Origin of the sequence: Methylobacterium sp. CB376 (assembly GCF_029714205.1) — a bacterium.
GTDB lineage: Bacteria > Pseudomonadota > Alphaproteobacteria > Rhizobiales > Beijerinckiaceae > Methylobacterium.
The window spans coordinates 3,175,339-3,189,029 of sequence record NZ_CP121648.1; the positions used below are offsets into that span (position 1 = coordinate 3,175,339).

The 13,691-nt window shown below is 69.3% G+C and carries 15 protein-coding genes and 2 pseudogenes; 7 read left to right on the forward strand and 10 right to left on the reverse strand.

Annotated elements, in window-relative coordinates:
• Window positions 1-10: 10 nt before the first annotated feature.
• Window positions 11-283, reverse strand: coding sequence for a PilZ domain-containing protein (locus QA634_RS14360; RefSeq protein ID WP_012332659.1), 273 nt, complete (start codon window positions 281-283; stop codon window positions 11-13).
• An 85-nt stretch (window positions 284-368) separates the two neighbouring features.
• Window positions 369-710, reverse strand: coding sequence for a hypothetical protein (locus QA634_RS14365; RefSeq protein WP_210161180.1), 342 nt, complete (start codon window positions 708-710; stop codon window positions 369-371).
• A gap of 211 nt (window positions 711-921) precedes the next feature.
• On the opposite strand from QA634_RS14365, the gene QA634_RS14370 reads away from it, so the two are divergent.
• Window positions 922-1,176, forward strand: a complete 255-nt coding sequence (locus QA634_RS14370) for a hypothetical protein (RefSeq protein WP_012332661.1) — start codon at window positions 922-924, stop codon at window positions 1,174-1,176.
• Between the two features lie 32 nt (window positions 1,177-1,208).
• Window positions 1,209-1,439, forward strand: coding sequence for a hypothetical protein (locus QA634_RS14375; protein ID WP_012332662.1), 231 nt, complete (start codon window positions 1,209-1,211; stop codon window positions 1,437-1,439).
• A 46-nt stretch (window positions 1,440-1,485) separates the two neighbouring features.
• Here the strand turns inward: QA634_RS14375 and QA634_RS14380 are convergent, their stop codons facing one another.
• The 5 genes from QA634_RS14380 to QA634_RS14400 all read right to left on the reverse strand — a co-directional run bounded on the left by QA634_RS14380 (window position 1,486) and on the right by QA634_RS14400 (window position 4,279).
• The gene (locus QA634_RS14380; protein WP_012332663.1) at window positions 1,486-2,298 is read right to left on the reverse strand and encodes a hypothetical protein; all 813 of its coding nucleotides are present in this window, start codon (window positions 2,296-2,298) and stop codon (window positions 1,486-1,488) included.
• A 140-nt stretch (window positions 2,299-2,438) separates the two neighbouring features.
• Window positions 2,439-2,804 (reverse strand): septal ring lytic transglycosylase RlpA family protein, encoded by a 366-nt coding sequence (locus QA634_RS14385; RefSeq protein WP_012332664.1) that lies wholly within the window; start codon window positions 2,802-2,804, stop codon window positions 2,439-2,441.
• 405 nt (window positions 2,805-3,209) lie between these two features.
• The gene (locus QA634_RS14390) at window positions 3,210-3,764 is read right to left on the reverse strand and encodes a ComEA family DNA-binding protein (protein ID WP_012332666.1); all 555 of its coding nucleotides are present in this window, start codon (window positions 3,762-3,764) and stop codon (window positions 3,210-3,212) included.
• Window positions 3,765-3,844: 80 nt separating this feature from the next.
• Complete coding sequence (locus QA634_RS14395; protein ID WP_012332667.1) at window positions 3,845-3,988, reverse strand: hypothetical protein; 144 nt, start codon at window positions 3,986-3,988, stop codon at window positions 3,845-3,847.
• A gap of 6 nt (window positions 3,989-3,994) precedes the next feature.
• Window positions 3,995-4,279 carry a hypothetical protein gene (locus QA634_RS14400; RefSeq protein ID WP_012332668.1) on the reverse strand — a complete coding sequence of 95 codons (285 nt, stop codon included), beginning with the start codon at window positions 4,277-4,279 and terminating at the stop codon, window positions 3,995-3,997.
• 233 nt (window positions 4,280-4,512) lie between these two features.
• Between QA634_RS14400 and QA634_RS14405 the strand changes: the two genes are divergently transcribed.
• Window positions 4,513-4,977 carry a MarR family winged helix-turn-helix transcriptional regulator gene (locus QA634_RS14405; RefSeq protein WP_012332669.1) on the forward strand — a complete coding sequence of 155 codons (465 nt, stop codon included), beginning with the start codon at window positions 4,513-4,515 and terminating at the stop codon, window positions 4,975-4,977.
• A gap of 156 nt (window positions 4,978-5,133) precedes the next feature.
• On the opposite strand, the gene QA634_RS14410 is transcribed toward QA634_RS14405, so the two are convergent.
• Together QA634_RS14410 and QA634_RS14415 are read right to left on the reverse strand one after the other, a co-directional pair.
• Window positions 5,134-6,453 (reverse strand): pilus assembly protein TadG-related protein, encoded by a 1,320-nt coding sequence (locus QA634_RS14410; protein ID WP_012332670.1) that lies wholly within the window; start codon window positions 6,451-6,453, stop codon window positions 5,134-5,136.
• A 193-nt stretch (window positions 6,454-6,646) separates the two neighbouring features.
• Window positions 6,647-7,909, reverse strand: a complete 1,263-nt coding sequence (locus QA634_RS14415) for a pilus assembly protein TadG-related protein (RefSeq protein ID WP_018260667.1) — start codon at window positions 7,907-7,909, stop codon at window positions 6,647-6,649.
• A 473-nt stretch (window positions 7,910-8,382) separates the two neighbouring features.
• On the opposite strand from QA634_RS14415, the pseudogene QA634_RS14420 reads away from it, so the two are divergent.
• Both QA634_RS14420 and QA634_RS35865 read left to right on the forward strand, forming a co-directional pair.
• Window positions 8,383-9,096 (forward strand): annotated as a pseudogene (locus tag QA634_RS14420) (IS5 family transposase); the annotation flags it as partial.
• A gap of 104 nt (window positions 9,097-9,200) precedes the next feature.
• Window positions 9,201-9,314, forward strand: a pseudogene (locus tag QA634_RS35865) (IS5/IS1182 family transposase); the annotation flags it as partial.
• Window positions 9,315-9,330: 16 nt separating this feature from the next.
• On the opposite strand, the gene QA634_RS14425 reads toward QA634_RS35865, so the two are convergent.
• On the reverse strand, window positions 9,331-10,950 hold the full coding sequence (locus tag QA634_RS14425; RefSeq protein WP_012332672.1) for a gamma-glutamyltransferase family protein: 1,620 nt from the start codon (window positions 10,948-10,950) through the stop codon (window positions 9,331-9,333).
• A 237-nt stretch (window positions 10,951-11,187) separates the two neighbouring features.
• Between QA634_RS14425 and QA634_RS14430 the strand changes: the two genes are divergently transcribed.
• Together QA634_RS14430 and QA634_RS14435 are read left to right on the forward strand one after the other, a co-directional pair.
• The gene (locus tag QA634_RS14430) at window positions 11,188-12,675 is read left to right on the forward strand and encodes an ABC transporter substrate-binding protein (protein ID WP_012332673.1); all 1,488 of its coding nucleotides are present in this window, start codon (window positions 11,188-11,190) and stop codon (window positions 12,673-12,675) included.
• Window positions 12,676-12,688: 13 nt separating this feature from the next.
• Window positions 12,689-13,633, forward strand: coding sequence for an ABC transporter permease (locus tag QA634_RS14435; RefSeq protein ID WP_012332674.1), 945 nt, complete (start codon window positions 12,689-12,691; stop codon window positions 13,631-13,633).
• Window positions 13,634-13,691: the final 58 nt, after the last annotated feature.

The window sequence follows — 13,691 nt, forward strand, 5'->3', positions numbered from 1 at the left end:
CGCTGGCCGGCTAATCGTTCAGGACCTCGGGAGCGTCCCGCTTCTCCACGAACGAAACCCCGACGTGGGTCCCGTCCTGCCAGATCTTTCTGACGGGACGGGACCTGGGTTCCTGGCCGATCCTCAATTCGAAGCGCCGCGCGACCTCCGTGTGGCGAGGAAGCTCGAGCGTGGCACCCGTGCGGGAGAGGCCGGTGATCACGCAGGCCAGGGTGCCTTCGAGGAGGCAGACAGCACCGGGCAGCCGGGTGCGGGCGCGGGGGGACGTGCGTCGCTCGAACATGCCAACCGGTGTGGCGGCAATCCCTTAAGGTACTATCAAAACGACCCTCGACGGCGGCCGCGCTCAAGGTGCTCAAGCTTGACGTTCACAGGTCTATGTTCAGTGTACTCACTATCGCACGATGCGGAGCCGAGCGGCCGTCTCCGCCGCCAACGGGAGAGGTTTCGGTGTTCCTGATGATCGCGGGCGCCTGCAGTGTCGCGAGCTGAGCGATCGTGTTCGCCCACACCAGGGTCGCCGCAACTGCCCCGCAGGCTGTGGACCTCACAGGCGACGCCTCCGCCCCCGGGCTCATCCTGTCGCGCCAGACGTACTTGGCCAAGCTGAATCGACTGCGCGGCCACCAGGCCTTCCGCTTCGCCTCGACCTGCAGGATGACTCTACCGGTCAACGTCGAGCGGAAGTTGAAGCGGCCCGTGATGCCCACGTCCCGGCCCATCCTCTGAGTAGGTGGTGTCATACGACATCCGGTTGATGGCTTCGCCATCTCCTATTTCGGCAATGCGGATGCCGGCTCCGCTCAGGCGCCGCGCGGCCTAGGCCATGATACGTGACTTGCGCACAAAGTTTTTGTGTCTAAACGACAGAGTACCAAGGCGGGGCTTCCTGTCCGCCCACGCGATCAGAGTTCCACGGTCATGATCCCTTCCCGCTCGATCCTCGCGCGCGCCCTCGCCGTCGCCGCCCTGGCCACGACCCTGGTCGGCTACACGGCCCTGCAGGCCAGGGCGGGCACCCCCGCCGGGGCCGACCTCGGGCAGCTGGCGCAGGTCTCCGCCACGTCCAGGACGGTCCTCTCCGACGCGCTGGCCGACAATTGCTACTACGTCGAGGAGCAGGTGATCGGCCGCTCCGGCAAGTCCCGGACCCGCCGCACGCAGGAGTGCGACTGATCCGCTCGGGATCACGGATCAGGGAGGCCCCCGTGCCCGACTTCTCGCCCGAGGCGCTGGACGACGCGGCCGGTCTCGCGCTGCTGCGCGACGTGTTGGGCGGGGTCGCTCCATCCCCCGCTCCGACCCTGGCTGGCCGGTTCGGCGTGGCGAGCGCGCCCGCTGAAGGCGCGGCCAATGCCAGTCCGCCAGTCCGCTCCGTGAAGCTGGCCCGCTTCAAGTCGGGCCGCAGGGTGCCCCCCCTGCTCGCAGCCGCCGTCTGAGAGCCCCTTACACGACCTCCTTCGCCCCCGCTCAGTGGTCGAAATTTCAGGAGTGAAGGCGGCTCGAATAGGTGCTCCAAGCCCGGACCATCCTCCGCCCGTCTCGCGCGCGGGCAGCGGTGTTCAGCGCGGCTCCCGGGTAAGACCACCCGCACCGCGGGCTCGGCCACTCGCGCCTGGACCTGGGCCGCCTGCGGCTCACCAGCCGGTACCCTGCGTGGCTTGGCCAAGGAGCGGCGCGCCTCGTCGGCCGGCAGCGCGCGCCCGCGGGCGCGACCATGGCGGCCAGCAGCTTGCGGGTCCTGCGATCCAGGCTGGAGGAGCGCTCGGCGTCCTCAAAATCGCCGGCCCGGTGCTGGTCGCCCTCCTTGCCGGTGAACACCCCTGGTCCCTGGGCGGTGATCACGACGTCGCCGCGCCGCAGCGTGGCATCCCTCAGCAGGGCGGCCCCGGGATCCCGGCCCCTGGGCAGCAGCAGGGCGGCGTTGTCGGCCAGCTTCGGCCTGGGCGCGGGCCTCCCCACCGTCTGCCGCAGCTTCTCGGGCCTGGGCAGGGCGGCGTAGCGCGCCTTCGGCTTCGGCTGGATCTGCGCGCGCGGCTCTCTGAGCCACGCGCGGCGGCCGGACTGCCGCCACGCCCGCCGTTGGTGGGCGGGGTAGGACTCCGCTCCGGATCCGGAGGGCTGCAGGGTGGGCCCAGGCTGCGGCGCTGGCCGGGCCCCGATGAGGTTGTGGAACAGCAGGCCGAGCCCTTCCTCCTCGCCGGCCCGGACGTGGCCGGCCGTGGCGAGCATGAGGCACCCGGAGGTGAGTGCGACGAGCGCGCTGCGAAGTGACAGGGCCTGGAACAGCATCGGCATCTGCGCGCAGCTCGCGCGGATTGCGGGCCGGTGCGGCCCAAACGGAGGTTGGCCGATCCCGTTCCGAGAACCTGGTGTCCCGGTTTGCTTCCGGCCGGAGCTTATCGAGCTAGGCTAGACGGAAGCTTCGCGGGCCGTTGTCATAGGCGTGCGATCCTCACCTTGGCAACACCCGAAACACCGATCGCCCGCGCGGCCGCGTTCGAGAGGTCGATGACGCGCCCGCCCACGTAGGGACCGCGGTCGTTGATGCGCACCACCACCGAGCGACCGTTGCTGTTGTTGGTCACGCGCACGCGCGAGCCGAAGGGCAGGAAGCGGTGGGCCGCCGTGAGCGCGTGGGTGTCGAAGCGCTCACCGTTGGCGGTGCGCCGGCCGTGGAAGCCGGGGCCGTACCAGGAGGCGACGCCCGCCTGGGCCCGCGGACCGCCCTTGGCCTCGACGCCGGAGGAGCCCGTGAGGGCGGTCGCGAGGGCGCAGGCGGCCAGAAGAGCCTTGCAGGACATCACGCAATCCCGTTGTTGTTATTGACAGGGCGCAACCTACCTCCAAGTATGTCCACAATATGACTGGCGAGAACGCGGCTCCTTTCTGGCCGACCGGATCAGGCTGGACCTGATCACGGGCCGACGCTCAGGCTCCCTGGACGACAGAACTGGGGCCAGGAGGTCAAGATCAACGACGAACGTCTGCGTCACGAGCCGGGCGAGTGCGGCGATGTCGAGCGGGTGCCAGGCCCGCATCTGGTCCAGCACGCGCCCGAGACCGACGGCGTCCGGCAGAACGAGGCGAGGCCGTCCGGTGTCGGCGCGGGGGTGAGGATGGGGCGGCATGAGCGCGCAACCCAATCCGGCGCCGCCGCTCCTGCACCGATCATGGTGAATGGGGCGTTGCCGCGATCGTGGCCCAGCTTACGAGCGCACCCGGACCTGATCCCGGATCCGCTCGAAGCGGGCGCGGCTGAGCACGCGCCGGCTGACCAGTTCCTCGGCGGACCGGTAGGGCCGGCCCCGGACGATCGCCCGCCCGATCGCACCGCCGCCTCGCAGTCCGTTCAGCTCCGCCAGCGAGGCGGTGTTGAGGTCAACAAAGCTGCCGGCCACCGCCTGCGGCTCGGGCGCGATCAGGGCGGCCGTCCTGGTCGGAGTGGTGGGCTCGCTCACGGCGGCGGACGAAGCCGCGGGCGCCACGGAGCTCTGGGCCGCCGGGGGGCTCGAGGTCAGGGCCGTGCGGCTGGCCGCGTCGCGCAATCCGCTCGCGAGCGCCTGCATGTCCCCGCTCGCGGCAGGGGGGCTGGCCGCGGCGGTCTTGGAGGCCTGCGGGCCCGATCGCACGGGCCGCAGGACGGGCGAGGTGGCGTAGGCCTCGCTCAGCTCCAACCGGCCAAGGGTCACGGCGACCACACCGACGCCACCCGCGAGCACGAGCAGGGCGAACAGGCGCAGCCCGAACACGAATTTCAGCATGACCTCACTCCAGGGACGCGCGGGTGGGCGTGGAGGTCTGCCCGCGTCGCGGCAGCCCTCGCGAGGGACGCGGAGCGGGCTCAGGCGGCGAGGCTGCCGAGGGTGAGCATGCCGAGGATAAGCAGCGCGGTCGAGCCGGCGAAGCCGGCGCCGGCGCGCAGCCACCGCGCGGCGCGCGGGGCGGCGGGAGCCTGGGCGAGGGCTGGGGCGGTCAGGACAGTCATGGCGGCTCAGCGGGTGACCGGGCCGGGATAGACGACGCGCACGGTGCGGCGGGGCTCGCCGACGCTGCCCGCGCGAGCGGTGTCCGGGGCGGCGAGGGCAGCACCCTGGACCGGAGCGGGAGCGGTGCTCTGAAACCGGGTCACGGAGGGAGCGGCCGGCGCGGAGCTGGCCCGCTCGGGCGCGAGGGTGAGGCCGGTCAGGAGGGCGCTGAGGCCGCCCACGGCACCGAGCAGGCCCAGCGAGATGGTGGATCGGCTCGGGCCGGGCACGGTTCGGGTGGTGCGGATCATCGGTGGCCTCCCCAGGGCGTTTTTGCTTAGTGCGACGTTTGATAGAGCCCAAAACGTTGGAGCGCAAGCGTAATCCAGAACTAGGCCGTTCGGACGATGCTCTGCGTGGTGGACGCGGCCTCGCTGCAGGCGGGCGGAGGTGCCGAAAGAATGAGCTTGTGCTCTAAACGTCGTCGTGCGATTTCAGCTCCTGGATGCGCATTTGGGAATAATGCAACTTGAGAGAGTGGCTGATGACGGTACCCGGCGGTGACCTGCGGCTCGACAACCAGCTCTGCTTCAGCGTCTACGCGGCCGCGCACGCCTTCACGGCCGCCTACAGGCCGCTGCTGGAGCCCTTCGGCCTGACCTACCCGCAGTACCTGGTGCTGCTGGTGCTCTGGGAGCGGGACGGCGTGAACCTGAAGGAGATCGGTCGGCGCCTGCAGCTGGATGCGGGCACGCTGACGCCGCTGCTCAAGCGCCTGGAGGTGAGCGGCTACGTGCGGCGGCTTCGCGATCCCGAGAACGAACGTCAGCTGCGCCTGGAGCTGACCAGGGCGGGCCGGAGCCTGCGGGAGCGGGTCGGTGAGGCCCGGGAGCGGATCGTGTGCGCGCTCGGCGGGTGTGAGGAGCCGATCCAGGAGCTGAAGGAGGGGCTGCTGGGGATCATCCCGAAGCTGCGCCGCCTGGAGGGGAAGCGGTCCGTCCCCGATTGACGCCGACGAGCCCGTGCTGCCGCGCCGTCCCTGCCCGGCATGCAGTGTGTGGGGTGAGCCATATCGGGCCGAACGAGGCCGACCGAATCGGAGGGTTGGGCGTCGGCGTTCCGGGCACCTGGCGCGACCACGCGCGCAAGGCGCCTCCGTTTGGAATTACTGCACCAGCTTGATCGTGCGCTTGGTGGTGTTGCCGACCCCTTCCGGCACGGGGATGTCCGTCACGCCGTAGTTCGAGTTCAGGTAGAGGCTCGGACCGTCGAAGAACTCCACCTGACGCGCCACGATGATGGTGTACGCTGAGCGATCAGCAACGGGGTTGTTCGCGTCGATGATCAGGCGACCGGCCGGCAGGTAGATCGTGCCCAGCAGGTTGCGGGCGTTGTTGCTGATGATCCGGTACTGCCGCATCGGCGGTGAGCCCGGTGGTGGCGGAGGCGGCGGAAGCTTGGTGTCGGACTGGACCACCACCGGCGCCGTCACGGTCCGGTTCTCGAAGAACAGCAGGCCCGCCATCGGGCCGTCCTTCGGCGCGGTCAGGTCGATGCTGCTCCTGATGTCGAACAGCACCCCGCCGGCGTCCCCGGTGAAGTAGAAGCCGACGTTCTGCCCGGAGATCGCCCCGTCCTTGTCGACCACGAGCGGGCCGTTGTCGATCACGTACACCCCGGCCCCGAAGGTGACCTGGGCGCCGTTGGTGACCTTCAGCCCCTTGCAGTACACCCCCGGCAGCAGCAGCAGCGTCGGCGTCTTCGCTCCGTCGACCACGAGCTGGTCGGGGAAGGTGCAACTCGGCAGCGGGGGCGGCATGCGCGCGGCGAGCGGATCGGGCCGGGCGGGACAGCCGGTCTGCAGCAGGCCCTTGACGTAGGCCCGTCCCTTGCTGATGCCGCCCGCCGAGCAGATCAGCGCGGCGTCGACCGTCGCCCCGTCCTCCAGGTGCACCGCGGCCTTGTCGCTGGAATTGCCGAACAGCCCGCAGCTGGTGGCGACGACGTTGGCGTTCTTGTGCAGGTGCATGGCGTCGGCGTGGCTGTCGTCCAGCGTCAGCAGGCACACGCGGGTGGATCCGGAGAGCTCGCCCGTGGCCTGCGCGCTGAGCTCCATGGTCGGCATGGTGAGCAGGCGACCGAACAGGCTGCGCACGGTCTCGCGGATCTCGACCTGAACCCAGCCGCGCCGGTTCTGCACGCGAGCCGTGGCGCGGGTGACGGCGGGGTCGGTTCCGCCGGCCGCCTCGTAGGCCGTGCGCACCGCCAGGTTCCGGACGTAGGTGTCCGAGCCGGCAATGGTCAGCTCACCCGCGGCGGCGAGCGCGGCCGTGTCGACGGCCTTCTGCAGCTCGGTCCTTCGCTTGTGGATGCGGGCGTATTCGAGGGCGGCGCCGGAGCCGGCCACCAGCATCGGCAGGCACAGGCCGAGGATCAGCGCCGCAGCCCCGGCCCGGTCCGCAAGAAAGGTTTTCAGTGACCGCATCACCGGAGGTCCCGCTCCCGCCCCAAGCTTGGGCCGAACTGGAAAGGTTGGATTTCTGATCGTGCTCCGGCGGTGCCCGATGAGACGGGCGCCACGATGCGGCTCGCCCGGTCTCGGGCGACGCCGCAACCGGCGCGCGGGGAGGCTCCGTCACCCCGTGGCGATACGCCGATCACGCCGGCCGGGAGCCGGGTTACTGGGTCAGTCGCGGTTGTGAGACCGTCCGCTGGAACAGCGTCGTCATCGCGTCCGCGATGCCCTGGGTCGGGCTGACCTCGAAGTACAGGCCCGGCGAGGCGCAGCCCTGCATGGCGCTTGGCAGCGTCGCCTGGAACGGCGCGATCCAGGTGTTGTACCAGTCGTTGGTCGGCAGCGGCAGGTAAGTCGTGTACAGCACCGCGATCTTGATGCCCCGGTTCTTGAGCGTGGTGCAGTTCGCCAGCGTCAGCGGCTCCTGGCAGCGCCCCCCCGTGGTCTTGCGGGTGCAGGTCGAGGGATAGTAGGCGTCCGCCACGCCGTCGGAGACCAGGAACACCACCTTCTGCGGCGTCAGGGCGGTGGAGCCGTCGCCGGCGACGTCGATCTTGCCGTTCAGGCTCTGGAAGACGCCATCGAAGTCCGTGCACTGGTCGTTGTTGTAGCCGGGCTTCTGGATGGTCATGAGATCGATGGCCTGCGCGTTGGTCTTGGCGGCCGCGAGGTCCGAGCTCAGGGGGCTGACGGTGGTGAGCCCGACCGACGCGCAGTCCGCGCCCATCGTGTAGAGCGCCGTCCGGAACTGGCCGGGGACGAGGGCGGTGTTGGCGGCGGTGTCCATCAGGCGCTGGGTGGCCTGCCGGACCACGTCGATCCGCATGGTCACGCCGAGCGACTTGGCGAGGTGGTAGTAGTCGCTGTTCCCGGCCGACAGGTCGTGGCAGGCGAACGCGCACTTGTCCGGGGTGCGGCTCACCATGGTGCTGATGTCGGCGCTGGTCGCTCCGACGCCCATGGAGGGCGAGTTGTCGAGGAGGAGGTAGAAATCCATGTAGATCGGCACGGCGGACTTGGAGGCGGCGTTGCCGCTGACGGAGAGGGTGCGCATGCCGAGGATGCCCGAGAAGGCGGTCCTGTAGCTGGCGGTGTAGGACAGGGTCGCCGCGCGCACGCCGAGCAGGTCGATGACGACGGCGTCGGCCGAGACGCCGCTGATGTCCGGCATGGTCTGGATATTCTTGAGGAATGCGTCCCGAACCCGTGCCTGGGCGCTGAGCATGTCGAGGCTCATGGCGGCCTTGTTGGTGACCGACAGGACCGCGGCATCGGCGGCGGCGGCGAGGTCGGATCGTGCGGCGGAGACTCTCGCGTAATCGACGCTGACGCCCATCGCCACCATCATGGGCAGGAGCAACAGGCCGAACACGAAGCCGACGCTGCCCGAGCGCCCCGTGGACCATTCGGCACAGATGCGCCTCAAGGTGGGGACAGGGCGAGATGACACCTGCCTGGGCATCGATGCAGCTCCTGACCCGGCCGCCCAGCCCGGCTGACCGAATTTGATCTGATCGTGAGATACAGCTCATGATCTTAAATTTTGATTGATATTTCCGGGATGATGCATCGTCCGTAATATATTGATAAGGCGGCGGTCCAGCATCACATGTCCGAGCTGTAGCGTTAGAAACTGAGGCTTGACCTTCTGATCCTGAGAGGGCGCAGCCCGGCCCGGGCCGGCAGCCGAACCGGATGTCCAGAACGATGGGACATTGTTGTCGAACGCCGGCCAAGGGTGCCGATTACGACCCGATCCCTCAGAAGCCCATCGAGCTCTCACCTAGACTCGAGCGAGACACACCACCTGAACTCAGGTGCGGCGCTGCATCTGAGAGCCCTTTTGGACAATGAGGTATCGGGGTTCCGCGCGGGCGGAGGGCATGGTTCAAGCTCGGGATGTGGACCGAGCAGAGCCGTGGCCGGATGGCCGAGATTGCCAGGAAGACCGAGCGGTACCGGTCTGATCTCACGGACGAGGAGTGGGCGCGGATCGCTCCCCCGATGCCCCGCCCGAGCCGGCGCGGACGGCCGCGGCGCGTGGATCTGCGCGGGGTCGTGAATGCCTTGCGCTCCCGCGTGCGTGCGGGCTGCGGGTGGGAGATGCTGCCGACCGAGTTTGGCCCATGGCAGACGGTCGACGGGTGGTTCCGTCGCGTGATGCGGCGCTTCCTGGTCCAGACCATCCACGACCTCGCCCTGATGTGCGACCGGGAGCGGGCCGGCCGCGAGGCGAGCCCCTCCGCTACCGTCGTGGACAGCCAGTCGGTCAATGTGCCGGCGCCTGGGGCTGCGCGGGGCTACGACGCCGCCAAGAAGGTGACCGGCCGCAAGCGCCACACCGCCGTCGACACGAACGGGCGGCGGCTGATGGTGAACTTGAGCCCGGCGGAGATCTCAGACCCGGCTGGAGACCAAGTCATCCTCGACGCCATCCGCAAGCGCTGGCCGTGGGTGACGCACCTCTTCGCCGACGGCGCCTACGACCGGCTCCAGCCCATGGACAAGGCCGCCTCCCTCGACTTTTCAGTCGAGGTCGTGCGCCGATGCGACGAGGCCGCCGGCTTCCAGGTCTTGCCCCGCCGCTGGGTCGTGGAGCGCAGCTTCGGCTGGTGATCCGGGATCCGCTTGATCGAAGCGGATCCCGGATCACCAGCCCGCGCGGCGCCTGAGCGAAGCCCAAATCCGCCATCCCGAAGGGATCAAGCGGATTTGGTATGACACGCGGGCGCCGCCTCGTGCGCGACTACGAGCAACGCCTCGACGTCTCCGAGGCCATAATCCTCATCGCCATGGGCGCCATCCTTCTGCGACGGACAGCACATCACTGACTTCTCAAAAAGACTCTCAGCACACGACGGCCTGACCGTCGCGCCGCGGATCACTCGCCGCGACGTAGCCATCCTCATCCGGATCGCCCATGCGCCAGATGAACTGGCCGGCCCCGAAATCCTGATAGCTGTCGTTGATCACCTCGATGCGGTGGCCGCGCTCGGCCAGCGCCCGCACCGTCTCGGACGGCATGGTCGATTCGGCGTTGATGCTGAGCCCCTCATTCACGCGCCAGCGCGGCGCGTCGCAGGCGGCCTGCGGGTTCTGGTGGTGATCGAGCATGCGCACCAGCGTCTGCACGTGGCCCTGCGGCTGCATGTTGCCGCCCATCACGCCGAAGCTCATCACCGGCGCGCCGTCCTTGGTCAGGAAACCCGGGATGATGGTGTGGAAGGGCCGCTTGCCCGGCGCCACCACGTTGGGGCTGCCCGGATCGAGGTGGAAGCCGTAGCCGCGGTTCTGCAGGGACAGACCCCATTCGGGCACCACGACCCCGGAGCCGAAGCCCATGAAGTTCGACTGGATATAGCTCACCATCATCCCCGAGGAATCGGCCGTGGTGAGGTAGATCGTGCCGCCGCTCGCCGGATTACCGGGGCCGAAATCCTGGGCCTTCGTCCGGTCGATCAGCCTGCCCCGCGCCCGGAGATAGGTGGGATCGAGCATCTCGTCCGGCGTGATCGTCATGCCCGAAGGATCGGCCACGTAGCGGTAGGTGTCACTGAACGCGAGCTTCATCGCCTCGATCTGCAGGTGCTGGCTCTCGGGCCCGTCGGGCGGCAGCGAGCCGAGGTCGAACTCCGCGAGGATGCCGAGCGCGATCTGCGCGGCGATGCCCTGCCCGTTCGGCGGGATCTCGTGGAGCGTGTAGCCGCGATAGTCCTGGCCAGTCGGCTCGACCCATTCGGGGCAATATGCAGCGAGATCCGCCACCGTCATGGCCCCGCCGTGCTCAGCCGCGTGGCGGGCGGTCGCCTCGGCGATCTCGCCCGCGTAGAAAGCCCGGCCCCTCGTCTCGGCCACGGCCCGCAGCGTCCGGGCGATGCCCGGCAGCCGCACCCGCTCGCCGACCTCCGGGGCGCGGCCGCGGGGCAGGAACACCTCGGCGAAGCCCGGCTGGCCGGCAAGCTCCGGAACCTGGGCGGCGGCCGCCCATTTCTGCTGCACCACGATCGGCGCGAGGTAGCCGCGCTCGGCGATCTCGATCGCCGGCTCCATCAGGTCGGCGAAGGGCAGGCGCCCGAAGCGCTCGCTGAGCGCCACCCAGGCCGCGACGGCGCCCGGCACCGTCACCGAATCCCAGCCGCGCATGGGCGGGCGGGCCGCCTCCCCGTACTTGCGGCGGAAGTAGTCCGGGGTCCAGGCGGCGGGCGCGCCACCGGAGGCGTTCAGCCCGTGAAGCCGCTGGCCGTCCCACAGGATGCAGAAGGCGTCCGAGCCGAGGCCATTGCTGCATGGCTCGGTGATGGTCTTGGCGGCGGCGGTCGCGATGGCGGCGTCGACCGCGTTGCCGCCCCGCCAGATCATCTTGAGCCCGGCCTGGGCGGCGAGCGCGTGCGAGGTCGCCACCACGTTGCGGCCGAAGATTGGCATGCGCAGCGAGGGATAGCCGTGGTTCCAGACGAAGGGCTTCATCGATTCGCGTCCGTGGGTTCCGGGTCCGCGCCGCGGGGCTCCGCGAGCGATTCGAAGGCCCTGGTGCGCCGCTCTCCCGGGCGACGCAAGTTGCTCCGCGCGAGGCACCCCTTGGCGCGGCCGCCGCTTGGAACACGGTGTGCCACAGGGCCGCCGGTTTGCGACCTTGACGCGCCCGCCTCGGCGCCGGACGCTTCCGGCACGATCCGCCTTCCACCAAACGGACAGGACACCCGGATGCTGCGCCTTGCCGCCTGCCTCATCGCCGGGCTCGCACTCACCGCACCGCTCTCGGCCCAGACCCTGCGCTACGGCATGATGGAGGATCCGGACGCCCTCGACCCGACCCTGGCGCGCACCTTCGCAGGCCGCATGGTCTTCGCCGCGCTCTGCGACAAGCTCGTCGATATCGGCCCCGACCTGAAGCTGGTGCCCCAGCTCGCCACCAAGTGGGAGCTCTCGGCCGACGAGAAGACCCTCACCATGACGCTCCGGCCAGGGGTCAGATTTCACGACGGCGAGCCCGTGAACGCCGCGGCCGCCAAGTACTCGATCGAGCGCCACCTGAAGATGCCGGGCTCACAGCGTCGTGGCGAGATCGCGCCGATCGACTCCGTCGAGGCTGTGGACGACCTCACCTTCAAGATCAACCTGAAGCAGCCCTTCGCGCCCCTGATGGCACAATTCACCGACCGGGCCGGCATGCTGGTCTCGCCCAAGGCCGCCGAGCGGCTCGGCGACAAGTTCGCCACCGACCCCGTCTGCGCCGGCCCGTTCCGGTTCGTGGAGCGGGTCCCGCAGGACCGCATCGTGGTCAAGCGCTTCCCCGACTACTGGAACAAGGACCAGATCCACATCCAGCGCGTCGAGTTCCGGCCGATCCCCGACACCACGGTGCGGCTGACGAACCTGCGGGCCGGCCAGCTCGACCTGCTCGAGCGCCTCGCCCCCACCGACGCGCCGCAGGTGGCGCGCGACGCCAAGCTCAAGCTCGCCTCGACCTACGAGCTCGGCTTCCAATCGGTCCTGTTCAACACGGCCAAAGCCGGCTCGCCCATCGCCGACCCGCGGGTGCGCGCCGCCTTCGAGCTGTCGCTCGACCGGAACGCCATCAGCCAGGTCGTGTTCAACGGCGAGTTCCTGCCCGGCAACCAATGGGTCTCGCCGAAGCACCCGGACTACGTGAAGGACTACCCGATCCCGAAGCGCGACGTGGCCAAGGCCAAGGCGCTGCTCGCGGAGGCGGGCCAGCCCAAGCCTCAGATCACCATGATGGTCTACGCCAACAGCGAGGCGCCGCAGGTCGGCCAGGTCATCCAGGCGATGACCAAGGAGGCGGGCTTCGAGGTGAAGCTGCAGGCGACCGACTTCACCACCGCCCTCGATCTGGCCGACAAGGGCAACTACGAGGCCTATCTCTACAACTGGAGCGGCCGACCGGATCCCGACGGCAACACCTTCAGCTTTCTCAGCTGCAAGGCGCCGCTCAACTACCCGCGCTACTGCAGCCCCGAGGCCGACGCGGCGCTCCAGGCCGAGCGCGGCTCGGTCGATCCGGAGAAGCGCAGGGCGGCCTGGAAGGCGCTCGCCGACAAGGTGCTCACCGACCGTCCAAGCGTCTACTTGATGCACCGCAAACTGCTCTGGGCTTACAGCCCGAAGATCAGCGGCTTCGTCCCTTATCCGGACGGGCTCGTGCGCTTCACCGGGCTGACGCTGAACTGACGCTGCGGTTCTGATGCTACGCTTTCTGGCCCATCGCCTCGCGCTCGCCGTCCCGACGCTCATTCTCGCCTCGATGATCATCTTCGCCCTGCAGCAATTGCTGCCGGGCGACGTGGCGACTGCGCTCACCGGCGAGGAGCGCGACCCCGAGGTGATCGCCTTCATCCGGCGAAAGTACCACCTCGATCAGCCGCTCCCGGTGCGTTACGCCTACTGGGCGTCCGGCGTGCTGCGGGGCGATCTCGGCGTCTCGGTGCGCCTGCAAAAGCCGGTGGCCGAGCTCGTCCTCGAGAAGCTGCCGGTGACCCTGGAACTCGCCTGCCTCGCCATGCTGGTGGCGCTCGCGATCGGCGTGCCCATGGGCATCCTCTCGGCGGTCAAGCGCGGCACCTGGGCGGACGCTGCGGCCAACGCGATTGCTCTCTGGGGCCTCTCGATCCCGAACTTCTGGCTCGGCATCCTCCTGATCCTGCTGTTCTCGGTGCATCTCGGCTGGCTGCCGGCCTCAGGCTACGTGCCGCCGGGCGAGAGCCTGATCGACAATCTCGAGGCCATGGCGATGCCGGCCTTCGTCCTCGGCAACGCCATCGCGGCGGTGATGATGCGCCACACGCGTGCGGCGATGCTCGGCGTGCTCGGCGCCGACTACGTGCGCACCGCCCGCGCCAAGGGCGTGTCGCCCCTGCGGCTCGTGCTGCGCCACGCCCTGCCGAACGCGGCGATCCCCATCATCACGCTCGGGGCGCTGGAATTCGGGCAGCTTCTCTCGGGGGCGGTTCTCACCGAGCAGGTCTTCTCCGTGCCGGGCTTCGGCAAGCTGATGGTGGACGCCGTGTTCAACCGGGACTTCGCCACCGTGCAGGGCGTCGTGATCTGCACCGCCGCGACCTACATCGCCCTCAACCTCGCCGCCGACGTGCTATCGGCCGTGGTCAACCCGAAGCTGCGCCGGGCATGAGGGGGGTGGATGACATGCCGGAACCTGCGCCGATCCACTCTCCTGAACAGGTGAAGGG